The 25,392-nt window shown below is 56.1% G+C and carries 18 protein-coding genes and 1 riboswitch; of the genes, 13 read left to right on the top strand and 5 right to left on the bottom strand.

What is annotated here, in order from left to right; all coding sequences use genetic code 11:
- Positions 1-54: 54 nt before the first annotated feature.
- Both HDF14_RS00265 and HDF14_RS00260 read left to right on the top strand, forming a co-directional pair.
- Positions 55-2,508, top strand: a complete 2,454-nt coding sequence (locus HDF14_RS00265; RefSeq protein ID WP_183972431.1) for a c-type cytochrome — start codon at positions 55-57, stop codon at positions 2,506-2,508.
- Positions 2,509-2,556: 48 nt separating this feature from the next.
- Entirely contained in the window at positions 2,557-3,804 is a 1,248-nt protein-coding gene (locus HDF14_RS00260; RefSeq protein WP_183972429.1) for a nucleoside permease, read from the top strand.
- Between the two features lie 95 nt (positions 3,805-3,899).
- On the opposite strand, the gene HDF14_RS00255 is transcribed toward HDF14_RS00260, so the two are convergent.
- Together HDF14_RS00255 and HDF14_RS00250 are read right to left on the bottom strand one after the other, a co-directional pair.
- Positions 3,900-4,865, bottom strand: a complete 966-nt coding sequence (locus HDF14_RS00255; RefSeq protein ID WP_183972427.1) for a sugar phosphate isomerase/epimerase family protein — start codon at positions 4,863-4,865, stop codon at positions 3,900-3,902.
- A 133-nt stretch (positions 4,866-4,998) separates the two neighbouring features.
- Positions 4,999-6,357 (bottom strand): sugar porter family MFS transporter, encoded by a 1,359-nt coding sequence (locus tag HDF14_RS00250; protein ID WP_183972425.1) that lies wholly within the window; start codon positions 6,355-6,357, stop codon positions 4,999-5,001.
- Between the two features lie 617 nt (positions 6,358-6,974).
- On the opposite strand from HDF14_RS00250, the gene HDF14_RS00245 reads away from it, so the two are divergent.
- The 4 genes from HDF14_RS00245 to HDF14_RS00230 all read left to right on the top strand — a co-directional run bounded on the left by HDF14_RS00245 (position 6,975) and on the right by HDF14_RS00230 (position 13,244).
- Complete coding sequence (locus tag HDF14_RS00245; protein WP_020712649.1) at positions 6,975-7,178, top strand: cold-shock protein; 204 nt, start codon at positions 6,975-6,977, stop codon at positions 7,176-7,178.
- Positions 7,179-7,405: 227 nt separating this feature from the next.
- Positions 7,406-8,092 carry a hypothetical protein gene (locus tag HDF14_RS00240; RefSeq protein ID WP_183972422.1) on the top strand — a complete coding sequence of 229 codons (687 nt, stop codon included), beginning with the start codon at positions 7,406-7,408 and terminating at the stop codon, positions 8,090-8,092.
- Between the two features lie 85 nt (positions 8,093-8,177).
- On the top strand, positions 8,178-8,759 hold the full coding sequence (locus tag HDF14_RS00235; RefSeq protein ID WP_183972419.1) for a KdsC family phosphatase: 582 nt from the start codon (positions 8,178-8,180) through the stop codon (positions 8,757-8,759).
- 51 nt (positions 8,760-8,810) lie between these two features.
- Positions 8,811-13,244: a DEAD/DEAH box helicase gene (locus HDF14_RS00230; RefSeq protein ID WP_183972417.1), complete on the top strand. Its 4,434-nt coding sequence runs from the start codon at positions 8,811-8,813 to the stop codon at positions 13,242-13,244.
- Here HDF14_RS00230 and HDF14_RS00225 read toward each other — a convergent pair whose 3' ends face one another.
- Together HDF14_RS00225 and HDF14_RS00220 are read right to left on the bottom strand one after the other, a co-directional pair.
- On the bottom strand, positions 13,245-14,126 hold the full coding sequence (locus tag HDF14_RS00225; RefSeq protein WP_260697923.1) for a Nif3-like dinuclear metal center hexameric protein: 882 nt from the start codon (positions 14,124-14,126) through the stop codon (positions 13,245-13,247).
- 153 nt (positions 14,127-14,279) lie between these two features.
- The gene (locus HDF14_RS00220) at positions 14,280-14,441 is read right to left on the bottom strand and encodes a hypothetical protein (RefSeq protein ID WP_183972415.1); all 162 of its coding nucleotides are present in this window, start codon (positions 14,439-14,441) and stop codon (positions 14,280-14,282) included.
- A 109-nt stretch (positions 14,442-14,550) separates the two neighbouring features.
- Between HDF14_RS00220 and ndk the strand changes: the two genes are divergently transcribed.
- Together ndk and HDF14_RS00210 are read left to right on the top strand one after the other, a co-directional pair.
- A complete protein-coding gene (gene ndk, locus HDF14_RS00215) occupies positions 14,551-14,967 on the top strand; it encodes a nucleoside-diphosphate kinase (protein WP_183972413.1) in 417 nt (138 codons plus the stop codon).
- Positions 14,968-15,116: 149 nt separating this feature from the next.
- Positions 15,117-15,722, top strand: a complete 606-nt coding sequence (locus HDF14_RS00210) for an HAD family hydrolase (protein WP_260697922.1) — start codon at positions 15,117-15,119, stop codon at positions 15,720-15,722.
- 19 nt (positions 15,723-15,741) lie between these two features.
- Here HDF14_RS00210 and HDF14_RS00205 read toward each other — a convergent pair whose 3' ends face one another.
- Entirely contained in the window at positions 15,742-16,254 is a 513-nt protein-coding gene (locus HDF14_RS00205; RefSeq protein ID WP_183972409.1) for a GNAT family N-acetyltransferase, read from the bottom strand.
- A gap of 162 nt (positions 16,255-16,416) precedes the next feature.
- On the opposite strand from HDF14_RS00205, the gene HDF14_RS00200 reads away from it, so the two are divergent.
- From HDF14_RS00200 to HDF14_RS00180, 5 genes are all read left to right on the top strand, one after another.
- On the top strand, positions 16,417-17,520 hold the full coding sequence (locus tag HDF14_RS00200; protein ID WP_260697921.1) for an aldose epimerase family protein: 1,104 nt from the start codon (positions 16,417-16,419) through the stop codon (positions 17,518-17,520).
- 52 nt (positions 17,521-17,572) lie between these two features.
- A complete protein-coding gene (locus HDF14_RS00195; RefSeq protein WP_183972407.1) occupies positions 17,573-18,277 on the top strand; it encodes a CoA transferase subunit A in 705 nt (234 codons plus the stop codon).
- Positions 18,274-18,939 (top strand): 3-oxoacid CoA-transferase subunit B, encoded by a 666-nt coding sequence (locus tag HDF14_RS00190; protein ID WP_183972406.1) that lies wholly within the window; start codon positions 18,274-18,276, stop codon positions 18,937-18,939. Before HDF14_RS00195 ends, HDF14_RS00190 begins: the two co-directional genes overlap by 4 nt.
- Before the next feature lie 69 nt (positions 18,940-19,008).
- A riboswitch (cobalamin riboswitch) is annotated at positions 19,009-19,203 on the top strand.
- Positions 19,204-19,608: 405 nt separating this feature from the next.
- Positions 19,609-23,673, top strand: coding sequence for a cobaltochelatase subunit CobN (locus tag HDF14_RS00185; RefSeq protein ID WP_313899452.1), 4,065 nt, complete (start codon positions 19,609-19,611; stop codon positions 23,671-23,673).
- On the top strand, positions 23,670-25,382 hold the full coding sequence (locus tag HDF14_RS00180) for a VWA domain-containing protein (protein WP_221304490.1): 1,713 nt from the start codon (positions 23,670-23,672) through the stop codon (positions 25,380-25,382). The genes HDF14_RS00185 and HDF14_RS00180 overlap by 4 nt, the downstream gene beginning before the upstream one ends.
- Positions 25,383-25,392: the final 10 nt, after the last annotated feature.

Below are 25,392 nucleotides of genomic sequence, written 5' to 3'. Positions count from 1 at the left end.
TGTCTTCCTTACTCTCACCCTCCATCATCTATGTTTTTTTTGACAGCTTTTCGAATGGAAGCACGCGGAGCAAGCACCGCTACCCTCGTCCCCTTCCTTGTTTCAGCCATCTTGGCTTTGAGCCTCGTCAACCCGGGACAGATTCTCCCCGCAGCAAACGCACAGGCGAGACACGCTGCGACTCAGACCGACTGGCCAGTCTACGGTGGTCAAAGCGCAGACGATCGATACTCCGCGCTCCATCAGATCGATCGCACCAACGTCCACAAACTCAAAGTTGCGTGGACCTTCGATACCAAAGAGCCGGGCGGCCTCCAGACCAATCCGCTCATCATCGGTCGAGTCCTCTTCGGCTTCACCCCCACACAAAAAGTCATCGCGCTCGACGCAGCTACCGGAAAAAATCTCTGGACCTTCAGCACCGGTACCCCGGGACTCCAGCCCACACGAGGCCTGAGCTACTGGACCGATGGCAAGCAAAGCATTCTCTTCGCCGGCCTTCTCACTAATCTCTACGCGCTCGACCCTGCGACTGGAAAACTCATCTCTTCCTTCGGTGACGGCGGCAAGATCGACCTCCGAAAAGATCTCAACGAAAAAGACGTCACTCAATCGTTCGCCGCTCTCACCACCCCCGGCCTCATCTACAAGGACATGATCATCGTCGGGTTCCGCGCGCCCGAAACTGAGCCTGCGCTGCACGGTGACATACGCGCCTACGACGTCCACACCGGCAAGCTTCGCTGGATCTTCCACACCATTCCTCTTCCCGGAGAACCTGGTTACGAGACCTGGCCGAAAGACGCATGGAAGGTAACGGGTGCCGCCAACAACTGGACCGGCATGGCGCTCGATGAAAAACGCGGCATCGTCTACGCCCCTACCGGCTCTGCAGTCAATGACTTCTACGGCGCAGACCGAATCGGCGACGACCTCTACGCCAACACCCTCCTGGCGCTCGACGCCAATACCGGCCAACGCCTCTGGCACTTCCAGGGTGTTCATCACGACATCTGGGACCGCGACTTCCCGTCGCCTCCATCTCTCGTCACCGTCCGCTCGCACGGAAAAACTGTAGACGCCATAGCCCAGACCACCAAACAGGGCTACCTCTTCCTCTTCGACCGCACCACCGGCCAACCTCTCTTCCCCATCGAAGAAAAGCCATTCCCCGCATCCACCGCACCCGGTGAAAAAACCTCTCCCACGCAACCAGTACCATCCACCCCCGGACCCTACGCGCGCCAACTCCTCACCGCCGACATGCTCACCACCCGCACCCCTGAAGCACACGCGTGGGCAGCCGAGCAATTCAAAACCTTCATCAGCAACGGCCTCTTCGTCCCCTTCACCGTCGACAAGCAAACCGTAGTGTTCCCCGGCTTCGACGGCGGCGCCGAGTGGGGCGGCTCAGCCGTCGACATCAAAACCGGCGTCATCTACATCAACGCCAACGACATTGTCTGGACCGGCGGCCTCACAGAAAACAAGCAAGGCGGCAGCCTCGGCGCCAATGTCTACCAAAGCCAATGCTCCATGTGCCACGGAGGCGACCGCAAAGGAAATCCCCCCGCCTTCCCGTCCCTCATCGACGAACAAAAGCACCTCTCCGACGCACAGATCACCGAAATCATCCACAGCGGCAAGGGCCGCATGCCCTCCTTCCCCAACGTAGAAGCCGCCCGCCTCACCGCCGTCCTCGAATACCTCAAAACCGGCGACACCGGCGGACCAACAACCCCCACCCCAAAATCCGTCAACCGCAGCGAGATCGCCGGCGCAAAGATCTACGACAAAAACTGCGCCATCTGCCACGGCGACGACCTCCTCGGCGCCCCCTCCAACTACCCCGGCCTCCTAGGCGTCCGCCTCCGCCTCACCGACCAGCAGATCCTAGCCAACATCCACAACGGCAAAGGCCGCATGCCGTCCTTCCACAAACTCACCGACGCCGACACCGCATCCCTCCTTCGCTTCCTCGGCGACAGCGCCTCCCCCATCGTCGAAGCCGCCGTCACCTCCAACAACTCCTCCAAGAAAGAAGTCGAATCCACCCTGACCCCACCAGCAGGCCCAGCCAAATACCGCTTCACCGGCTACCGCAAGTTCCTAGACCCCGACGGCTATCCCGCCGTCCAGCCGCCCTGGGGAACCCTCAACGCCATCGACCTCAACACCGGAAAATATCTCTGGAAGATCCCTCTCGGCAACTATCCCGAGCTAGCTGCCAAAGGCCTCAAAGACACCGGCACCGAAAACTACGGTGGCCCCATCGCCACCGCCGGCGGCATAGTCTTCATCGCTGCCACCAACTTCGACCACACCATCCGCGCCTTCGACAGCCGCACCGGCACCCTCCTCTGGCAAGGCGACCTACCCTACGCCGGCAACGCCACCCCCGCCACTTACATGGTCGACGGCCGCCAGTACGTCGTCATCGCCACCAGCAACGCCCGCAACCCCAAAGGTCCGCAGGGAGCAGCCTACATAGCCTTCGCGTTACCCTAACCCAAGCAGCGAAATAGGCACCAAAGAAGGGAACCACCCCACGTGAACATGCAGATCAGGACCCGCCTCGGCGCAATGATGTTCCTCGAGTACTTCATCTGGGGAGCCTGGTACGTCACCGTCGGCACCTGGCTAGCCTCCTCGCTCCACTTCACGGGCCAGCAGATCGGCCTCGCGGCAGGCACCACCGCCGTCGGCGCCATGATCGCTCCCTTCTTCGTCGGCCTCATCGCCGACAAGCTCTTCGCCACCCAACGCGTCCTTGCCGCACTCCATCTCCTCGGCGGCATCCTCCTCTTTCTCGCCTCGCAACAAATCGCCTTCAACAAAATCTATCCACTCCTCCTCCTCTACTGCCTCTGCTTCATGCCCACCCTAGCCCTCACCAACTCCCTCGCCTTCCGCCAGATGTCCGACCCCAAGCTAGAGTTTGGCCCCATCCGCGTCCTCGGCACAGCCGGGTGGATCGCCGCCGGCCTCCTCGTCGGCACCCTCCGACTCGAAGCCACCGCCCGCCCCTTACAACTCGCCGCCGCGCTCTCCATCCTCATGGCGCTCTACTGCCTCACCCTCCCCGACACGCCACCTCTCGCCCGCGAAGGTCGCTTCTCCCTCTCCAGCATCTTCCCCCGCGAAGCCATCGCTCTCCTACGCGAGCGCTCCATGGCCATCTTCGCCATCGCCTCCTTCCTCATCTGCATTCCGCTGCAGTTTTACTACGCCTTCACCAACCTCTTCCTCAACGAAGCAGGCGTCCACAACGCCGCAGGCAAGATGACCGGTGGCCAGATGTCCGAGCTCTTCTGCATGCTTCTCATCCCCTGGTTCTTTCGTCGCCTGGGCGTCAAGTACATGCTCGTCGCGGGCATGTCGGCATGGGTCTTGCGCTACTTCCTCTTCGCCTACGGCAACGCCGACAGCAAAGTCTGGATGTTCTGGCTCGGCATTCTTCTCCACGGCATCTGCTACGACTTCTTCTTTGTCACCGGCCAGATCTACATAGACCGCAAAGCCTCTGCCGCCTTGCGTGCAGCCGCACAGGGCCTCATCACCTTCATCACCTACGGAGCGGGCATGTTCGTAGGCTCATGGCTCTCAGGAGCGGTCGTAGAGCGTTACACCACAACATCAGCAACCGGGACACCGATCCACCAGTGGCAATCCATCTGGATCGTCGCAGCCTCTGCGTCAGCTGCAGTCCTCGTTCTTTTCTTGCTCACCTTCACTGACAAAGAAAGCACATCAGTCACAGCCACGGAAAGCGCCGGAGCCATCCCAATAGAATCACCCCTCTAGATCAAGAGCGACCAACGGGAGCACCCAAGCGAAGCAATCACAAGTCACGAAGTGACCGCCCCACGCGCAGTGGGCCCGTCCGGCAGGACAGTCCCTTACGCCCACCAAGCCTCAACCGGAGCCTCCTTCAGCAACACGCGCGACAGCATCCCAATCGCCGAAGACAGGCCCTCATGCGTAGAAGCCAGAGCATCCTCATGCTCAATGCTCATCACGAAGTCATACCCAGCCAGCCGCAGCGCAGAAGCAATCCTCTTCCACTCCAGCTCGTCATGCCCCCACCCAACCGACCGAAACAACCACGACCTCTTCGCCATCTCACGATAACTCTTCGTATCCAACACTCCATTGATATCCCGCATCGCCCCATGGATCGCCACATCCTTCGCATGAAAGTGAAAGATAGCCTCACCCAGCGCAGCAATCGCCGTCGGAATATCGATCCCCTGCCACCAAAGATGACTAGGGTCTAGATTGATCCCAACCGAATCGCCCACAGCCCCACGCAGACGCAGCACCGTCTCCGGGTTATACACGCAGAATCCCGGATGAGCCTCGAGCGCAATCTTCACCCCTGTATCCGCCGCAACTTTAGCCGCACCCTTCCAGTAGGGAATCAGCCGCTCCTCCCACTGCCACGCCAACGCATCCGAAAACTCCGGAGGCCAAGCCGCTGTGATCCAGTTCGGCGTCACATCCTGTGCCGATCCACCCGGGCAGCCAGAAAATGTAACCACCACAGGAACATTTATCTGCTCCGCCAGCTTCACCGTCTTCCGCAGCACCTCATCATCGCGTTCAGCGATCTCCTTCTTCGGATGCACCGGATTCCCATGGCACGACAGCGCGCTGATCGAAAGCCCCGCATCCTCCAGCTTCGCCCTATACGTCCGCGCCGCCTCTTTACTCGCGAGCAGCGCATCCAGATCAAGATGACTGTTCCCGGGCCACCCTCCCGTCCCAATCTCCAGCGTTTCAATCTGCGGATACTTCTTCAACTCCACCAGCAACGCATCCAGTGTCAACCCATTGAATATCGGCGTAAACAACCCTAACCGCATCGATCATCCCCTCGAAATTAAAATCGTCATCCTGAATATAGTGAAGGATCCCTGTATTTGCCGTTGCCGTTGTATTTGCTTTTCTAGTTGTCACCCCCGAAGGGGATCTGCGTTTGCATTTCGTTATAAAAAATCAATGAACCGGCTTCACCTTCTCATGTAGATGCTTCTGCATCGACTCCAGCGTAAATCCCTTCGTCTCCGGATAAACCAACAGCACCACCAAAAACTGCACCACCATCATCACCGCAAAGAAAAAGAAGGGAATTGACTTTGAGTACCGGGCGAGCACCGGGAAGATACTTGCAATCAAAGCATTCGTGATCCAATGCGCCGACGAGCCAAGGCTCTGCCCCTTCGACCGAACGCTCGTCGGAAAAACCTCGCTGATATAAACCCAAATCACCGCCCCCTGCGAAAACGCAAAGAAAACGATGTAAGCAATCAGCACCGCCAGCAGGTACTGCTGATGAGACTGAGTCTGGAAGATCATCGCTGCAGCCAGCAGGCACACCCCACAGCCCACCGCCCCCACCAGCAGCAGCTTCTTGCGCCCAACCTTATCGATCAGCGAAACCCCCGCCAGCGTCGCCACCAGGTTCATCGCGCCAATCGCCACCGCCTGCAGATCGCTCGACACCTGGTTGAACCCGGCACTCGCAAAGATATCGTTCAGGTAGTAAAGAATCGCGTTGATCCCCGTCAGCTGATTGAACATCCCAATCGAAATTGCCAGAAAGATCGGCAGCCGGTTCTGCGCAGAGAACAGCTTCGTCGCCGACTCCAACCTCTCCTGCCGAATCGACTCGATAATCTCCTGCACCTCAGCCTCAGAGTCAGGCGATCCCATCCGCTGTAGCGTCAGGGTAGCCTCTGCAATCCGGTTCTGCGTAATCAACCATCTCGAACTCTGCGGCACACTCAGCAACATGATCAGGAACAGCAGCGCCGGAACAAACGCCACTCCAATCTGCACCCTCCACTGAATTCCACCCTGCACAAAATGCGCCACAATCGCATTCGACATATACGCCAGCAAAATCCCCACAACCACGTTGATCTGAAACAGACCCACCATCCGCCCACGCCACTTCGCCGGGGAAAGCTCCGCAATATAAACCGGCCCCAGCACCGACGAACCGCCAATTCCCAGCCCGCCAAGGAACCGGAAGAACAAAAACATACCCCAGCTTCCGGCCAGCGCACACCCAAGCGCCGAGACAACGTACAACACCGCCATCCACCGCAACGCCTTACGGCTGCCCAGCTTCTGGCCCAGCGATCCACTGACCATCGCCCCAATCACCGTTCCCCAAAGCGCAATCGAAACCGTAAATCCAAGGTTCGCCGGGGACAACTGGTACTTGTCCGTCAGAGCATGTGTAATTCCCGCAATGACAGCCGTGTCGAAGCCAAACAGCAAGCCGCCGAGCGCTCCGGTGATAGCACTCTTAGCCAGAAGAAAAACGGAGCTCGATTTTGTGGTCGTCATAAGGGCAATGCCTATCCTAGCCGCTAAAACCCAAAAACGACTAAGACCCACGGGCCAAACTTTCACTGCCGAAAAATAATCGAAAAAATCTTCACCAGATTTGGCGTATGAGTTATACCCACTTCGTTACAATTAAAGTAGAGATCAAAACCAAGGGCTGCCTGCGGCGAAAGCTGCGGCAGCCTTTTGCCATTAATCTTCCACAACGGACCACAAACCCACAACGAAAGGACCACAAGCAACCACATCCATGCGAGCGTCGTTTCCGGCCTCAAGTCTTCATAACTGAGGCACTAACCAAGTTCAGGACATCCGTAACCCAAACAAAATAAGTATTTTGCACGTAAGTACTTTATATCCAATATTTTAGCGACACCTATCCCCGCTAAACCATTGTATTTATTGGTCTTGCTTGCAAAATACCCCCCAAGGGGAGGGGAGGGGTATAGCCTGACACCGAAAGTTCAAAAAATGGCCATTCGGGCCGAAATCACTCTTTAGAAGAAGCTTCTGCCGGATTTGGAAGAAACATGTAACGTTATTGATTGAAATTCGCTCACATCCTGCTACCCTTATAGCTAATGGCGAAATATCGCCTTATGAAAGTAGGACGCATCATGGCAAACGGAACAGTTAAGTGGTTCAACGACGCAAAAGGTTTTGGCTTCATCACCCCGGAAGACGGTGGAGAGGATCTCTTCGCGCATTACTCTGCAATCAACTCCAGTGGCTTCAAGTCTCTCCAGGAAGGTCAACGCGTAACGTTTGACATCACTACTGGCCCCAAGGGCAAGCAGGCTGCGAACATCCAGCCCGCCTAATCCGACCTCTCCCGCGATAAGCTGCACCACCGGATAATGCAGTCTCGCGCCAACAAAACAGTGAAGAAGGGTTACAAATAGACGCCTCGGCGTCGACTTGTGACCCTTCGCACTTTGAGCGCCACACCGGTCCCGCACCAACCCACCTCAATACAACTATCGAGTCATTCAGTACCTACTTGGTAACTGCTAAGTTACCTCCACTGCCACCCAGCAGGAGGTTACTCATGACTCCCCTCAAGCAAGCCCCCCTCCTATTCATCCTGATCCCAACCCTCACTTTTGCCGCCAGCGTTCCAAAAACCATCCTCCCCGACAACGTAATTACCTGCCAGCCGAACGCCAACTGCTTCGGCAAAACCCTCTACGGCCGCAACTACAGAGTCATCAACACTCCTCGTTTCACCGTCATGGTCGCCATATCTCACGAAGGCGCCTACACCCGCGCCGACGTCAGCATCGCCAACAACACCATCCTGCCCCAAAGCCTCACACCCGAGGACTTCCGCGTAGAGGTCCTTACCCCCAAGCCGAAGATTCTCCTCTACGTCCCACCAAGCGACCTGAAGGATCTTCCAGCAACACCAACGCCGGCCCCACAGCCGCAGACCTCCCCCACTCCCCCCATCGCGTCCTCGTTCCTCTCCCAACAATCTTCCATATCCTCCACCACTGATCCAGCGCAGACTCCCGATGTTGCAGATGCCGACTCAGACGCAAAGAAGATGGCCTTACAGCAAGCTGCGGACAAGGCCGCAAGCGATCATCCTCTTCAAGCCACCTCACTACCTCCCAACGAAGTAACCCGCGGGCGCGTTTACTTTGAGAGCGACAAGCACGCGAGACTTGTGAATGTCGTGCTGCCCATCGCTGGTCTAGTATTCGAGTTTCCTTACAGCATGAGACAGCCATGATCCGAGCGCACCTTTGGACCTCATGGAATGTCATCTCCAGGGTCATCCGGGATCTTGCTGGTGGCCGTCGGGCTATCATCGTCCCATGACTGCTGAAGCCCGCGCAAAAAATATAAAGGTTCTCATCTTCGACGTAGATGGAGTCCTTACCGACGGTCAGATCTTTGTCATTCCAAACTCTCAAGGTCACGGCGTCGAGGCAAAAGGCTTCTCCGCACACGACGGACTCGGAATCTCCCTGGGGCGTCTCGGCGGCCTTCGCATCGGCATCATCACAAAACGCCAATCCCAAACCGTCGCAATTCGCGCCAATGATCTTAAGCTGGAGTTCATCTACCAGGGCCAATCTCACAAGATGATCGCCATTAGAGAGATTCTCGACAAGACCGGCTACACCATCGACCAACTAGCTTATGTCGGCGATGACATCGTTGACCTTCCAGTCCTGCGCCAATGCGGGCTGGCCATCGCCACTGCCAATGCCCGGCGGCAGGTCAAATCCGCAGCCCATTTCGTCACGCCGAACCCCGGCGGGTTTGGGGGTGCCCGCGACGCAATCGACTTCATCCTCTCCGCCCAGGGGACGCTCGAAAAAGTAATTGAGCAATACCTCGACGAATCGAATACTGCTGCGGTCGCCTCTGATGTTAGAACCGGCAACCTGTAGATAACAATTGCAGCGAAGAAAGAACGAACAAAACCGAGATACAATCAGCGAATGTCATGGGAAGTCCCTCAATCACTCGCTTGGGCGCATCCCGTCACTGCCGAGTGGTTTCTCTCCAAATTTGGCAGCTCCACCGAACCCCAGACCTTCGGATGGCCGAGTATCCTCGCGGGCCAGGCTACTCTTATCTCAGCACCCACGGGCTCAGGAAAAACCCTGGCAGCGTTTTTGGTCTGCATTGACCAGCTCCTGCGACAATCTCTCTCAGGTCAACTCGTGCCCTGCACTCAAGTTGTTTACGTTAGTCCCCTCAAAGCCCTTTCCAACGACATTCAGAAAAATCTCGACGCACCATTAGCCGAGATCCAAAAACTTGCAATGGAGCGTGGTTATCTCTGCCCCGAGATCCACACAGGAGTCCGCACGGGCGACACCCTGCCCAAAGAGCGTGCCGCCATGCTCCGCAACCCACCTCACATCCTCGTCACTACTCCCGAATCTCTTTATATCCTCCTCACCGCCGGCAAGAGCAGGGAGAATCTACGCCACGTCCGCACCGTCATTGTCGACGAGATCCACGCTGTGGCCGACGACAAACGGGGTGCCCACCTCGCCCTCACACTCGAGCGCCTAGATGCTCTGGTCACTGGAGAAAACCGCCTTAGTCCGGGTCAATTCCTCACCGGCCTCTCTACTCCACCGCAGAGAATCGGCCTCTCCGCCACGCAAAACCCCATTGAACTCGTTGCCAACTTCTTGACTGGCATCCACAAAGACCGTAAGCCCGCGACTATCGTCCAAGTCGGCCAGCGTCGCGAGCTTGACATTGCCATCGAGGTCCCAAGCGATGAACTCAACTCTGTCACCAACAGCAATATGTGGACCGAGATCTTCGACAAGCTTGCCGCCCACGCTCAGAATCACCGCTCAACCCTGGTCTTCGTCAATACTCGTCGCCTCGTCGAAAAGATCGCCTTCGAGCTCGCCGCGCGCCTTGGTCCCGAGCACGTAGCCGCACATCACGGCTCTCTCTCCCGGACACTGCGCCTCGATGCGGAGCAGCGCCTCAAGAACGGCGAAATTCAAATTCTCATCGCCACCGCGTCCCTTGAACTCGGTATCGATATTGGCGACATCGACCTGGTCTGCCAGATCAGCACTACACGGGCAGTAGCCGTGGCCATGCAGCGAGTCGGCCGTGCCGGTCATTGCCGCGGAGCTATCCCAAAGGGTCGCTTCTTCGCCACCACCCGCGATGATCTACTCGAACAAGCCGCCCTCGTCAGAAAGATGCGCGCTGGAGAACTGGATAAATTACAAATTCCTTCTCAGCCCGCCGACGTTCTCATGCAGCAGATCGTAGCAGCCTGTGGCGCCGAGTCCTGGGAAGAAGACGCACTCTACAACGTCTTCCGCCGTGCCTACCCCTACCGCAATCTCACCCGAGAAGCCTTCGATGATCTCCTTACCCTTCTTACCGAAGGCATCGAATCAAGTCGCGGCCGCTACGGGGCGTATCTCCTTCGTGATGGCGTCCAGCACCATCTCCATCCCCGCCGTGGAGCCCGCATGATCGCAATCTCCAACGGAGGCGCGATTCCCGACACGGCTCTTTACAGTGTCATCCTCCAGCCCGAAGGCGTACAGATCGCGACTCTCGACGAGCACTTCGCCGTCGATTCCAGTCCAGGCGACGTCATCCTCCTCGGCACTTCCAGCTGGAGGATTCAGCGCGTCGAAGCCACCGGCCGCGTCCTCGTCGAAGACGCCCATGGCGCCCCTCCCAGCTTGCCCTTCTGGGAAGGCGAAGCCCCCCAGCGCACTGCTATTCTTTCTGACGGTGTCGGTGAGCTCCGCGAACAGATTTCCGCGCTCACTCGCAACGTTACCCCCGGTTATATCTCCCCCGCACAACCCGAAGTCGCCGCTGCCACTGCCTGGCTCATGCAGGAGTGCGGCATCTGCGCCAGCGGAGCCCAACAGCTCATCGCGTACATCGTCACCGGTCGAGCCGCCCTTGGTGCCGTCCCCTCCAAAACCACCATCATCGCCGAGCGCTTCTTCGATGATGGTGGCGGCATGCAGCTCATTCTTCATGCTCCTTTTGGCGGTCGTGTCAACAAAGCCTGGGGTCTCGCCTTACGCAAGCGCTTCTGCCGCGGCTTCAACTTCGAGCTGCAGGCCGCTGCCACCGACAACGGCATCAACATCTCCCTCGCCGAGCAGCACAGCTTCCCCCTTGCCGACGTCTTCCAGTTCCTCACCGAACACACCGCCAAAGAGCTGTTGGAACAAGCGTCTATAGCCTCCCCGATTTTCAAAAACCGTTGGCGTTGGGCTGCGGGTCGTAGTCTGCAACTCCTCCGCTTTTCAAAAGGCAAACGCATAGCCCCACAGATTCAGCGCACCCGCTCTGAAGATCTCATGGCCTCTGTTTTTCCTCAGGCTGCTGCTTGCTTCGAGACGATTGTCGGCGACATCCAAATTCCCAATCACCCACTCGTCAATGAGGTCATGCAGGACGTCCTCCAGGAAGCGATGGATCTCGAAGGGCTCATTGATCTTCTTCGCGGGATAAAAGAAGGCTCCATCCATTGCCTGGCGGTTGATACTCCGACACCCTCGCAGTTTGCCCATGAACTTCTCAACGCTAATCCCTACGCTTATCTAGACGAAGCCGGTCTCGAAGAACGCCGAGCTCGGGCCACCTCACTTGGCCGAAACCAACCGGACCAACCCGGCAAAGTAGATCCTGTCGCTATAGCCGCCATCCGCAAGGAGATATGGCCCGACCTCCGCGACGAACATGAGCTCCACGACCTTCTCCACTCTCTGATCGTCCTACCCTTGCACGTACTCGATTCCGCCGAAGTCCGCGACTGGCATCTGTTTTACGATCGCCTCGCTCGCACAGGTCGCGCGCAGACGATCGACTGCGCCGGAAGCCAAGTCTGGGTAGCTACCGAGCGACTCCCTTGGGTGGCCGTCTTGTGGCGAACAGTAGCCGATGATGAGCCAAAATCAGTTACAAAAGAGGAGTCACTACGAAAGGTAGTACAGGGATGGTTGCAGATTACGGGACCCACGAATTCTAACTCTCTCGCACGCACTATAAACCTCGAACCTGCCGGTATTTTCCAAGCTTTCCTCTCGATGGAGACGCAGGGTCTTCTCATTCGCGGAACGTTTGAGTATTTCGCCTCGGCAGATTCGACCGCAGGAGTTGCAGACCACGATATCGAATGGTGCGAACGCCGCATTCTTCAACGCATTCACCGACGAACCGTTGCCGCTCTTCGCAAGCAGATCGAGCCAGTCACTCCGACGGTCTATATGCGCTGGCTGCTCACTTGGCAACATCTCGCCCCCCAAACTCAACTCACCGGTGAAGAAGGCGTCCTTGAAGCTCTCCGGCAACTTGAGGGATTTGAAGCTCCTGCCATCGAGTGGGAGCGTACTCTTCTTCCCTCCCGCGTAGCCAACTACGACCCCCGCTGGCTAGATTCGATGTGTCTCTCAGGAGCCGTGGGCTGGGGTCGGATTTCTCCTCATCCAGCTTGGTCTAAAGGCGACGGCTCCTCTCCTCGACGAGTTATACCCACCAATGCTGCGCCCATCACCTTCTACATCCGCGAGACTGCGGACTGGCTGCCTTACACACTCGCTCATCAGGGTGTTGAAGAAGACAAGCTAGCCGTTGCGCTGAGTCCTGCAGCTCTACAGCTCCGTACACTCCTCCAGCAACGCGGTGCCTGCTTTGCCAACGACATTCAGCGCATTGCTAAACTCACTCGGCAACAAACCCAGCAAGCTTTATGGGAGCTCGCTACGGCAGGCGTCGTATCTGCTGACGGCTTCGACCAACTTCGTGCTTGCATGGATCCCCGTCGCAAATCCATGACAACCGAAGCCCCCGGCAAACGTACCGCGCGTAGCTCGGTTGGTAGATGGTCATTGCTTCGCGAGGGAATCCAGACCGCGCCGACGGCAATCGAGATGGCCCGCGATACCGAAACCGCGCTTGAGTCCTTCGCCCGCCAACTGCTCAGCCGTTATGGCGTTCTCTTCCGCGACCTTCTTCTCGCTGAATCCAACGCTCCCAAATGGCGCGATCTGCTCCATATGCTTCGACGCCTCGAGGCCCGTGGCGAGGTCAGAGGCGGTCGATTCGTCTCTGGCTTCGGCGGCGAGCAATATGCCCTTTCCGAGGCTGTCGAATCCCTCCGGGCTGCACGCACACGCGAGTGCAGCGCAATTATTGCCGTTGCCGCGGCCGACCCTATGAACCTAGTTGGTGTCGTCGTGCCAGGCGATCGTGTCCCCGCCGTTCCGGGCAGACAGGTTCTCTATTGCAACGGCCATCTGCACACAGAGAAGGGCGATCGGGAAATCGACGCCCTTTCCAGCGACGGCCTGGCCAATTCGCCGTCAAGTCTATCTCATCTCCCCTTCACGTTAGCTGGACGAGTACTGGCTCAACCATGATCATTGCGGAGACTTTACGGCGGGGCCATGCTCTGGATTCCATAGCGGCTGTCCCGCCACGATATGGTCGACTCGTATCCTAGGAAACAACTCGCGCAAATCTTTGGCGCACCGCTCCATTCCAGGCTCCTCTGACACTTGGTGCCCCAGCAGAATCAGCGCTTTAGGCCTACCCTGCGCTACTGCATCCCGAACGTACTCGACCGTCTCCCATTCGCTTGCCTCCCCGGCGATCAACACCTCGACCGCTGGCTGACGCAGGGCGGAAACCTGCTTCTCTAATCCGGAAGACCCGGGAAGGAATGCCACATGGGATATAGAAAGATTAGGATCCCCTTCGACTCGTAGTGTTTGAATGTGAAGTTTAGACTGCAGCGATCTAGATAGCTCCGCCAGTGTTACCTGAGGAATCGTTAAAAAATATTGCCCGCGGGGCCCAGGCGGATGCGGATACTTATCCCAGCCGAGTTCCTCGTACATTCCCTGTAAGATGTGGTCGGTTGTATCAGCGTGAATCTCATCATGGAGCCGAAACACCACCAGATGGTGTTGTTCAATGAACGCCAACTTCTCTTTGTAAACCGGATCATCGGTAAAGAACTTCGTGTCATCGAGGTGGTTATAGAAAGTGGGCTCATGCGTGATGATCAAATTATCCCCACGGCGGACCGCCTCCCGTAAAACCTCCATCGTGTCGAGGAAGGTTGTAGCAACGCCGGTGACGAGTGTATTCGGATCGCCCGCCTTAACGGTATCCACTGTGTTGGGCGGGGGCATTGCGGCGTAATGGTGCTGGATGAGACTGATCGCCTCACCTGCGCGAAGTGTTTGCGCGCGCGATGATATAGAAAGAACCATCAACAACGTTAGAAGGATTCGCATCGGCATCATCGTGGGGAGTAACTGAGATCGTTCGACAATTCTATCGCCGAGCAATGGCTTACGTCGTCGAATCTTGTGGCAGCGAAAATTTCGGCACGACAAGTTCTGCCGAGAGTTTTGATCCACGAGGAAGACGACTCCATGCCGGACCGATTAGGTTTGACGGCGATAGAAGAGGCCGGCCGTAAAGAAAACAATAGCGACCATCAGGGCGAGGCGGGCGTGGAGGATGTTATGTAAACGCAAGCTGAGGAGGGCATCGGCAAGCCACGCGGCGAAGCCCAGAAACCATATCCACGCTGTCTTTTGGAACATCCGCATTCATCCATGCTCCAGTGAGAAGTTTCAGCCAAGCTTGAACACAGGCGCGGTTCGCTGGCCTTGTTCTACACTAAGTAATAGAGACTCACCTAGGAGAAATACGTTGTCACAACGCACATTCAGCATCATCAAGCCGGACGCAGTTCGTAAGGGCCACGCGGCGGCAATCCTGGCCGAGATTGAAAAGGCAGGGTTTAAGATTGTTTCGATCAAACGGCTTTCCATTTCTAAGGCGCAGGCTGAAGGATTCTATTACGTTCACGCTGCGCGTCCGTTCTTCGGCGAACTGACCGAATTCATGTCGAGCGGCCCCATTTTTCCGATGGTGCTCGAGAAGGATAACGCGATTGCCGATCTACGCAAGTTGATGGGTGCGACCAACCCAGCTCAGGCGGATGAGGGGACGATCCGCAAGAAGTTCGCATCGTCGATTGGGGAGAACGCTATCCATGGTTCAGACGCGGAGGATACAGCTGCGTTTGAGATTGGATACTTCTTTGCCGGTTGCGAACTGAAATAATTCGATTGATTGATAATGTTCAGCGGCGGTAGTGCGATCAGTGTTTTGGTCGCCTATCGGCCCTGGATTTTATTCGCGAGCGACGGCGTCTGGCCTCTTGGCGCCGACGAGATGCAAGGAGAGATTTGATGGTAGCTGCGCCTCGGAAGTTGAAGTTGCCAGAGGGGCCTTTCAAGGCCTATCTGTTCGATTGCGATGGAACGATTGTTGACTCGATGCCACTGCATTACATCGCATGGAAAAGCATTCTGGCGGAATGGAACTGTGAGTTTGGAGAAGAGACGTTCTATGCGTGGGGTGGAATGCCGGTATCCGAAATTATCTCCACGCTAAATACGCGAGATGGTTTGTCGATGCCCGGGGAAGAAGTGGCAAGGCGGAAGGAGGCACTGTACTTCGAGATTCTTCCTGAGTTGAAAGCGGTGCCGGAAGTGCTCGAACATATCGAATTTAGTCACGGGCAAATTCCATTTGCAGTGGTATCAGGTAGTACAAGGGACTCTGTAACCTCTTCGCTGGAGGTGCTGGGGCTTCTGGACAAATTCGAAACGTTGGTGTGTGCGGGGGATTACGAACGGAGCAAACCCGATCCAGAGCCCTTTTTGATTGCAGCGAACCAGCTGGGAGTGAATCCAGAGGACTGCCTGGTTTTTGAAGACACGGAGATGGGAATTCAAGCGGCGACGGCCGCTGGGATGGCTTCGGTGAAGGTATTGCAGCCGTGGGAGCGGGAGATGTCTCCAGTACATCGCTAAGCAACCGATGAGCGAACGCTCAGAGCTCTTTGCGGAAATTGATGCATCGATCAACTATTTCGAAGCCGAGGGCTTCATGGGCTTTCTTTGAACTTTCGTGGTCGATCCAGGTATCGGATGCCATCTCTTTACACCCGTGATCACGGGCCCAATTCTCCGCCGCACGCATCAAGCCCTTGCCGATACCCTGACCTCTGAAGTGCTCGTAGACAAACCAACCTTCGATGAAGCCAACGGGTTGCGAGGAATCGCAGCCGTCGGCGTGTGAACGCAGTCCTACCTGAAGAAAACCGTTGAGTGTTCCGTCCTCGTAATAGGAAGTGAGAATTGTTGCCGGCAGAATGCCGTACATCCCGGAGGTGAGCAGGCGACTTATCTCTTGACGGTGTTCTTCGATGGATGTTTCTGGCCACAGCACCGCACACATTTTTGCGATCTCGTCCTGATGTGAGATTTGCGCCTGGCGAATACTGAAACCTAACTCTGTGCGTGAAGCGCGAGTTGACTCAAGTCGCCGATTTTGCGTGGTCATGGCCATCCTTCTCACGATTACTCTTGACGCTCAAATGTTATCTCTGTTTCGTACGAACAGTGGTTCACGTATAGTGGCGAGGGCTGCCGAAGCGAGGAAAATTCAGCTTCAGAACAGACCGAATACCGCCCGCAAGCGGAAAAATGTACGGGGAGAATGACGATGAGATGGCTGAGGATTATGCTGCTTAGCATGACAACTGCGATGGCGGCACATGGCTCGGTAACTAAAACTGCGTTCGGGATCGCACCGGACGGTACGGCAGTCGAACTCTACACATTAAAGAGCGAAGGAATGGAGGCGAGCATTACGACCTTCGGGGCGCGAGTCGTTTCGATCAAGACGCCGGATCGCGACGGAAAGATTGCCGATGTAGTGTTGGGATATAGCGCTTTGGATGGCTACGTTGCAGATAAGTCAACGTACTTTGGCGCGATCGTCGGACGGTACGGGAATCGCATTGCGTTCGGAAAGTTTTCTCTTGACGGTCATCAATATCAGATTCCAACGAACAATGGCGCCAACTCGCTGCACGGGGGCACGGTGGGCTTCGACCGCATGGTTTGGCAAGCGCGGGCCATCGCAGATGGAGTCGAGATGACGTTAGTAAGTAAGGACGGCGATCAGGGCTACCCAGGGACGCTCACCGTGCATGTTCGATACACGGTTCACCACGGTGCACTGCGCATCGACTACAGTTCCTCTACAGACAAAGGTACGGTCATCAATCTGACCAATCACTCTTACTTCAACTTGTCGGGTGATGCGAAGAACACGATTCTTGATGAAGTAGTGATGATTCCAGCTGATCAGTACACGCCAGTAGATTCGGGGCAGATTCCCACGGGAGCGCTGGCTTCAGTGGAGGGTACACCATTTGATTTTCGTAAGCCGACCGTGATTGGAACCCGGATTCACGATGACAATGAACAGTTAAGGATCGGCGGCGGATATGACCACAATTGGGTTCTCCGCGGCAAGAACGGAGAGGTAAAGACCGCAGGTCGGGTTTACGATCCAGTGAGCGGGCGCGTTTTGACTGTGACGACGACGGAGCCGGGGGTACAGTTTTATACGGGCAACTCCCTTAATGGAACGCAATATGGGAAAGCGCAAGAAAGCCACTCGAAAAACACGGGCTTATGTCTGGAGACTCAGCATTTTCCGGATTCACCGAATCACCCTGCTTTTCCATCGACCGAGTTGAAGCCGGGCGAAGTGCGGCACAGCACCACTACCTTCACCTTCTCGACTCACGCGAAGTAGGCGGTCATAAACGACGCGGCCTCTTTCCTCAGCCGCCCTAGGGATTTTTTCGATGAATAAAGTTGTCCAAACTGCATACGAAGCAGTCGCGGATATCGCTTCCGGTTCGACGGTGATGCTTGGAGGTTTCGGGCTTTGCGGGATTCCGGAGAATCTGATTGCCGCTCTGGTGGAACGCCGCGTAACCGGGCTACACACGATCAGCAACAATATGGGCGTCGACGGCTTCGGTATGGGACTGATGCTGGAGGCGGGGATGATTGCTTCACACGTGGGAAGCTACGTGGGCGAAAACCGACGGCTGGAGGCTTTGGTATTGAGGAAAGAGCTTGATCTCACGCTGATTCCACAGGGAACGCTGGCTGAACGAATTCGTGCAGGTGGTGCCGGAATCCCCGCGTTTTATGTGCCGACCGGATTGGGAACAGTGGTGGCCGAAGGGAAAGAAACGCGCAAAATTGGAGATCGGACTTACGTGCTAGAGCACTCACTGAACGCCGACGTGGCGTTAATCAAAGCGTGGAAGGGCGACCGATTAGGGAATCTGGTGTATCGGAAGACTGCGAGAAACTTTAATCCGGCGATGGCGACTGCCGCGAAGCTAACAGTTGCCGAAATCGAGGAACTGGTTGAGCCCGGAGAGCTTAATCCCGACCACGTCGTGACCCCGGGAATCTATGTGAACCGGGTCGTGGTCGGCGCAGCTTATCGTAAACCGATTGAGTCGAAGTTCATCCAGTCCGGAGGTGCCGCGTGACAGGGAAAGAGAGGATTGCGCGGCGGATTGCGCGAGAGTTTCGAGATGGCTTTTATGTGAATCTTGGCATCGGGCTGCCGACCATGATTGCTGAATACGTACCTGCGGGGATCGACGTTATGTTCCAGTCGGAAAATGGAATGCTCGGTGTTGGCGGGCCTCCGACCGATGACTGCGCTGACCCCGACCTTATTAACGCAGGGAAGCAGCCGGTGACGGAGCTGCCGGGATGTTCGTTTTTCGCGAGCGAGGAGTCGTTTGCGATGATTCGGGGCGGACACATGGATATGAGCATCCTCGGAGCGATGCAAGTCGACGAGAATGGCAATCTCGCAAACTGGACGATTCCGGGAAAGATGGTGAAGGGCATGGGAGGCGCGATGGACCTGGTGGCGGGGGCGCGTCGCGTGATTGTTGCGATGGAGCATCAGACCAAGGATGGAACGTCGAGGATTTTGAAAGAGTGTACGCTGCCACTGACCGGACAGCGCGTGGTCCATGACATTGTGACCGAGCTTTGTTGGATTCGCGTAAGCGCTGAAGGGCTGGTGTTGACTGAGGTAGCCGATGGGCTGGACGCCGCTGAGGTGCAAGCCCGGACCGAGGCGAGATTACTTGTTTCGCCAGATCTGCGTGTGATGACCGTCAACGCGTCAGCCTAGTGGGCGATTTGCTTGCCAGCCGATTTTCGAGCCGACGTGAGCGTGACATCGCAACGATTTCATTGTGGTATAACGAAATCTGTCTCGGGTGCCCATCAGGGCATAACAGGGAAGTCCGGTGAAGAACCGGCGCGGTTCCGCCACTGTAAGTGAGGATAGCTGCTTTGAGGTACCACTCGGCCGCTGGCTGGGGAAGGTAAAGCGGCGTGCAGGTTTACCCTGCTACCTCCAAGCCAGGAGACCTACCCGAGAGTAACCGGCAGACTTCTGCGGAGAACAAGAAGATGCATGATCGCTATTCCTATACGGTTTCCTCATTTGGAGCTCTTTCCACCGAGCCTGTTGCCTTAGCGTCAGGAAGAGGTGTGAGCTTTGAGTGAGATGCATCGTCAACGTGTAGTACGGGCAGACGGTCGACCGGTGAACATCGTTCAGCGACGTGCGCATCTCTCGTATTGTTTTTCCGGATGCTGTTGCGGGAGGATCGAGCGGGGCTATGCACAGGTGCCCGTGGAAACATACAAAGAAGAATGGACTCGTCGGAAGATGCGAAATACAGTCCATCTTACAAAGGCGGGATGTCTCGGGCCGTGTGTTTTATCAAATGTGGCGAGCTTGGTGTTTGATGGAAGGTCGGTGTGGTTTCATTCCGTAAATACTCGATGGCAAGTGAAACAGATATTTGAATACATCGATGCGATGTTGGAAGCCGATCGCTTTTTGCAGCCACCAGAGGAACTACTGGAATACGTCTTCAACTTTTACGACTGGGACGCCCGGCCTGCGGCTTCGGCCTCGATTGCTTCCGAGAGTGTAGTACAGGAAGAAGTACAGGGTATTGCCCTTTTAACGCATGCAGACACCGACTTGGTGACGCTTCAAAACGCGCGCCCTGGACTTCCTGGAGACATCAATGTCTTTCCTTATTCATTGAATAGTCTGCGCAGTGAGGAACAGATGGTTGCGCTGTTGGCGGGATCTTTGGCGCGTGCTCGCGTTATTGTGTTGCGTTTGCACGGGCCATTGAGCTCGGTTGCAGGGTTCCAGCTTCTCAGCGCCATGTGCGCTACGCAGAATCGATTCCTCGTCGTGGTGAGCGGTGTCGGCGAGATGAATCCCGAATTTCTTCGTGCCAGCACTGTCGATCCCGATGTTGTCGCGTCCGTGACAACTTATCTGGAGCGTGGTGGAACATCGAATCTTACGGAATGCCTAAAATATTTGTCGGACCGTCTGCTGCTAACCGGGCATGGTTACGAGAAACCTACGACCCCGGCCGAACACGGAATCTACATGCAGGATTTGGAGCATGCGGAATACGAGGACTGGCTGCAGCGTGCTGATCGTACGAAGCCGACCGCAGCCATTCTCTTTTATCGCGCTCATCTTCTCAGCGGTAATATTGCCTTCGTTGATGCTCTGGCTGAGGCTGTGGAGTCGCAAGGCTTGAACGCGCTCTGCATATTTACATCTAGCATGAAGGCTCTGGATAAGGATTTCCCAGCCGCCCTCCGACTGGTTGAAGGACGCGCCAATGTCATCGTAACCACGTTGTCATTTGCGCTGGGAGAAATCAATGCCGGCGATGTGACACTTGCAGGCGAGAACGTGTCAATCCTAGAGAGATTAGGAATTCCAGTGATCCAGGCGATCCCGAGTGGGATGACAAGGGGAAACTGGGAGGTATCTAGGCGTGGCTTAAATGCGCTGGACACTGCGATCAACGTAGCGCTTCCGGAGTTTGATGGCCGGATCATCTCGGTTCCGATTTCATTTAAGGAGCGGGGCAATGCTCAATCCGGGGATCTCTATGTTCCTCACCCTGAGCGCGTAGACCGGGTTGCCGGAATTGCCGCTCGGCTTGCGAGACTCCAGACCCTGGCCAATCCATATAAGCATGTTGCGTTTGTTCTTACAAATTCATCGACCAAGGCTGCCCAGGTAGGAAATGCTGTCGGTCTGGATTCGCCGGCGAGCTTGCTGAACCTGCTACAAGCGATGAAGGGACGCCGCTACACGATCGGAAACCTGCCTAAGTCGGCCGATGATCTGATTCACGATCTACTTTCGCGCGGGACATATGACGACGCGCATCCCCTCAATGAGGGAAGCGCGCAGCGATATTCGCGCGCAGTCTATCGGCAACGTTTCGAACGTTATCCTGATGTCCCAAAGAAACGGATGATCGATTTGTGGGGGCAGCCTGCTGATCGTGGACATACCCTGCGATCGTCTTCGCCGAAGATCGATAAGAAGCTGATGGGCGACGTCGCGACGAAGATTGCTGCGATGGACTTTGAACCATGGAGTGATACTGACGACTACTTATTTGCGGCAATGCATCTGGGGAACGCGCTGATAGCAATTCAACCGCCGCGTGGCTACGGGCTTAACCCTGACGCCATCTATCACACTCCTGATCTGCCCCCGACGCATCACTACACGGCGTTCTATCAGTGGCTAGCGACTTCAGTGGAAGATGGCGGATGGGGCGCCGATGCCATCGTGCACGTTGGAAAGCACGGAACGCTCGAATGGTTACCGGGAAAATCCGTTGGTTTGTCGGGAGACTGCTTCCCGGATTTGCTAATCCAAGACATGCCGCTTGTCTATCCGTTTATCATCAACGATCCTGGCGAAGGTAGTCAGTCGAAGCGCAGAGGTCATGCAGTGATTGTGGACCATTTAACACCACCAATGACTAGTGCAGAGACGTACGGCCCGCTCGCGGCGTTGAACCAATTAGTGAACGAGTACTACGCGGTAGAGAAGTTGGACCCATCAAAGCTCCCTTTCATTCAACAGCAGATTTGGGAACTGATTCAGGATGCAAATCTGAAAACTGATCTCGATCTGAAAAACATATTGTCACGTGACCATGGCGATCATAAACACGATTGGGACGACGAACTCACGCCAGAAGGGGTACCCGTAACCCTCGCAGAGATGAGCGGGAGTGAGGTCGCGCATCTGATCGAAGACATTGATGGGTATCTGTGCGAGCTTGGCATGGCGCAGATCCGTGATGGTCTGCACGTACTCGGTAATATGCCTCCTCTTCCCGAGATGCTTCGCTCAATGACTCGGTTGGCGAACGTGGGCTCACCTAGTCTTTTGGATGCGCTCGCTCTCAGTCTCCAATTTGACTATCAGGAACTTCTCGACGCGCCCGGGAAAAAACTTGATGTTGCGGTCATTCTCTCTGAGATTATTTGCTACACGCATGCCGATGTACTCGAAGTGCTGGATCGAATGGCGTTGAGTCTTTATACAAGACTCGAAGAAACTGGCTTTTGCGTCGATTCGTCCGAGGAGTTGCAACGTGCGATAGTGGGCTCAGCTTCGGAAGAGATTACAGCGGCTCTTACGTTCGCCTGTCAGCAGGTTGTTCCAAACCTGGAACGGGCGAATGAAGAGGTTGAGCACGTTCTCGACGCTCTTGAAGGCCGCTACGTTCCAGCCGGTCCGGCGGGTGCACCGACACGCGGGATGGCGCACATACTTCCCACAGGAAGAAACTTCTACGCGGTCGATCCGCGGGCGCTTCCTTCGGAAGCTTCGTGGCGGGTTGGTCAGCAGCTTGCTCGCGAGGCAATAGAGCGATATCGCGTCGAGGAAAATCAATACCCTGAGACAGTTGGGCTCAGCGCGTGGGGCACCTCGCAGATGCGTACTCATGGCGACGACGTGAGCGAGGTTCTGGCGCTACTTGGTGTGCAGCCGATCTGGAATAAACAGTCGAGGCGTCCTGAGGGAATGACCTTGATTCCACTAGAAAAGCTCGGGCGGCCGCGCATTGATATCACGCTCCGCATCAGCGGATTTTTTCGAGATGCGTTTCCTCATCTGATTGATATGATCGACGACGCGGTCTCGCTCGTCATTCAGCAGGATGAGCCTTTGGAGATGAATTTCCCCAAAAAACATTACCTGCGGGACCTTGAAAAAAATCGGGCGCAGGGAATTGAAGAAGCTGAGGCATCCGCGCGGTACAGAATCTTTGGGGCAAAACCCGGTACGTACGGTGCGGGTATTCAGGCGCTTATGGAGACACGGCACTGGAAGAGTGACCAAGATATCGCTCAGGTGTTTCTCGAATGGGGCGGCTACGCGTACGGCAACGCAGCGAACGGTGTCGATGCGCGGCATGTTTTTGCGGAACGATTGAAGAGTGTACAGGTCGCTCTGCATAACCAGGATAACCGCGAACACGACATATTTGATTCTGATGATTATTTTCAGTTTCACGGCGGTATGGTGGCGACCATCCGGGCTCTCACTGGGATACAACCGAAGGCTTATTTTGGCGATAACTCCCGGCCGGATGCTGTTCGCGTGCGGGACCTGCGCGAAGAGGCCTTGCGTGTCTATCGCTCACGGGTAGTCAACCCGAAATGGATCGAGAGTATCAAACGCCATGGTTACAAAGGTGGACTGGAGCTAACCGCGACTGTGGATTACATCTTCGGCTTTGACGCGACGGCACATGTAGCGCCAGATTTTGTCTACGAAGGGCTTGCCCAAGTGTATGCGCTCGAAGTCGATACTCAGGATTTCCTGAAGCAATCAAATCCTTGGGCGTTGAATGCGATTGCCGAACGTTTGCTCGAAGCAAATGAGCGAGGATTATGGGAAGAACCGAAGTCGGAGACGCTCGAGGCGTTACGTGAAGTTTTATTCGATAGTGAAGCCCTGCTGGAACTACGCGGTGAGACGAGGAGGAGCGCGGTATGATCCGACCGGCTTATCCCTTTACTGCGATCGTCGGCCAGGAACAGATGAAAATAGCGTTGCTGCTCGCTGCTGTGGATTGGCGACTCGGCGTGTTATTACGTGGAGACAAGGGAGCGGGGAAGACGACGGCTGCGCGAGCGCTCGCCGAGTTGCTCCCGAAGCCTGGCCGCTTCGTTAATCTTCCGATAGGCATTACAGAAGATCGTCTTCTGGGCGGCATGGATTTGGCTAGTACATTGAAAGGTAAGCCAGCGCTTCGGCCGGGCCTGGTAGCAGAAGCAAATGGTGGGGTTCTTTACGTCGATGAGGTCAATCTCTTGCCTGACCATCTTGCCGATACGCTGTTGGATGCGACAGCGACCGGCGTCACTACGGTCGAACGAGAAGGTTTCAGCGCGGTACAGGAAGCGCGGTTCGTTTTGATGGGAAGTATGAACCCTGAAGAAGGATCGCTGCGGCCACAGTTGCTCGATCGGTTTGCTCTCGTTGCCGATATTGCTGCCGCTGGACTGGTTACCGAAAGACGAGAGATCGTTGAACGTCGAATGATTTATGACACCGATCCTTCACTTTTCGCGGCTCGGTGGATGGAACAGCAGATAAGTCTTCAACAACGGATAGTAGCTGCGAGAGCGACGCTTCCGGCAGTGCGATGCTCTACCGCTATGTTGGACCGCATCAGTGCGATTGTTTGCGAGTGCGGAGTTATATCTCTTCGTGCAGATCTGGCGATTGCGCGTGCCAGCTGTGCACAGGCAGCAATGCTGGGAGGCGAGGAGGTCACAGAAGAACATATTGATACTGTTTTGCCGCTCGCCCTCGCCCACCGGATAACACGCTCATCTCAGAGACCACACCTTCCGAAGACTTCGCCTTCGCCATTGCCCCAAACACCGCTGCCGATTGGGGAGAGTGAAGAGGCCGATCAAATGACTGAGCAACGATTTACTTCCTTGCCGGTCAGAACACCCGAGTTGCGTTGGACTGCGGATGATGGCAAAAGCGGATCTACAGAGGCGCGCAGAGGAAAGGCCCCGGGGCCCGTTGTCAGAAGCAGGAGAAGCGAACAGCCCGCGGAGCTTGATGCGCGTTCCTCCATATTGGAAACCGTTGTTCGTACGGGGCAAGTGACGCCGCGTCTTCAAGATCTATATGAGAAAGTGCGGGAGCCCCTCGTCGGATCGCGATTTCTATTCGTTGTTGATTCAAGCGGATCGCATGCCGCGCGGGAACGGATGAGAGCGGTTAAGGGGGCAGTGGCCGGTCTTATTGAGCGGTCGCTACGACGTCGCGACGAGGTTGCAGTTGTTGTATTTCGTGGCGAATCCGCAGAGGTTCTGGTTGAGCCTACGAGCGATGTGTCGGCGGTGACGGCTGCTCTGGAGTATCTGCCGACGGGGGGACGTACTCCGCTGGCGCATGCTCTTGAACTAGCGAGCGGATTCGTGACCACAGAGACACTTCTGGTGCTGATCACCGATGGTCGTGCGAATGTCCCCTTTGGCGGCACGGATGCCTGGCATGATGCGTTGCAGGCGGCTACCAAGATTCAATGTCCCGCTCTCATCGTTGACTCCGAGTCAAGCGAGAATGCATTCGGTAAGGCCAGGGAACTTGCTGACGCGATGGGAGCGGAGTGCATTAGCCTGACGGAGCTTGAGGCGGGGTATGACTTTGCCATTCTGCTAAAAAATGGTGTACGCCGATAGGTCACGGACA

The organism is Tunturiibacter gelidiferens (assembly GCF_014201335.1).
Taxonomy (GTDB): domain Bacteria; phylum Acidobacteriota; class Terriglobia; order Terriglobales; family Acidobacteriaceae; genus Edaphobacter; species Edaphobacter lichenicola_E.
Note: the sequence above shows the minus strand (reverse complement) of the source record. Positions and strands in the feature narration are given on the sequence as shown.

Bases quoted from the DNA above. Each gene is read 5' to 3' on its own strand.
- HDF14_RS00180 (WP_221304490.1), top strand. From the start codon at position 23,670: ATGATCCGACCGGCTTATCCCTTTACTGCGATCGTCGGCCAGGAACAG.
- HDF14_RS00230 (WP_183972417.1), top strand. From the start codon at position 8,811: ATGTCATGGGAAGTCCCTCAATCACTCGCTTGGGCGCATCCCGTCACT.
- HDF14_RS00235 (WP_183972419.1), top strand. From the start codon at position 8,178: ATGACTGCTGAAGCCCGCGCAAAAAATATAAAGGTTCTCATCTTCGAC.
- HDF14_RS00195 (WP_183972407.1), top strand. From the start codon at position 17,573: ATGAATAAAGTTGTCCAAACTGCATACGAAGCAGTCGCGGATATCGCT.
- HDF14_RS00240 (WP_183972422.1), top strand. From the start codon at position 7,406: ATGACTCCCCTCAAGCAAGCCCCCCTCCTATTCATCCTGATCCCAACC.
- HDF14_RS00245 (WP_020712649.1), top strand. From the start codon at position 6,975: ATGGCAAACGGAACAGTTAAGTGGTTCAACGACGCAAAAGGTTTTGGC.
- HDF14_RS00265 (WP_183972431.1), top strand. From the start codon at position 55: ATGGAAGCACGCGGAGCAAGCACCGCTACCCTCGTCCCCTTCCTTGTT.
- HDF14_RS00225 (WP_260697923.1), bottom strand. From the start codon at position 14,126: ATGCGAATCCTTCTAACGTTGTTGATGGTTCTTTCTATATCATCGCGC.
- HDF14_RS00205 (WP_183972409.1), bottom strand. From the start codon at position 16,254: ATGACCACGCAAAATCGGCGACTTGAGTCAACTCGCGCTTCACGCACA.
- HDF14_RS00250 (WP_183972425.1), bottom strand. From the start codon at position 6,357: ATGACGACCACAAAATCGAGCTCCGTTTTTCTTCTGGCTAAGAGTGCT.
- HDF14_RS00260 (WP_183972429.1), top strand. From the start codon at position 2,557: ATGCAGATCAGGACCCGCCTCGGCGCAATGATGTTCCTCGAGTACTTC.
- HDF14_RS00200 (WP_260697921.1), top strand. From the start codon at position 16,417: ATGAGATGGCTGAGGATTATGCTGCTTAGCATGACAACTGCGATGGCG.
- HDF14_RS00220 (WP_183972415.1), bottom strand. From the start codon at position 14,441: ATGTTCCAAAAGACAGCGTGGATATGGTTTCTGGGCTTCGCCGCGTGG.
- HDF14_RS00255 (WP_183972427.1), bottom strand. From the start codon at position 4,865: ATGCGGTTAGGGTTGTTTACGCCGATATTCAATGGGTTGACACTGGAT.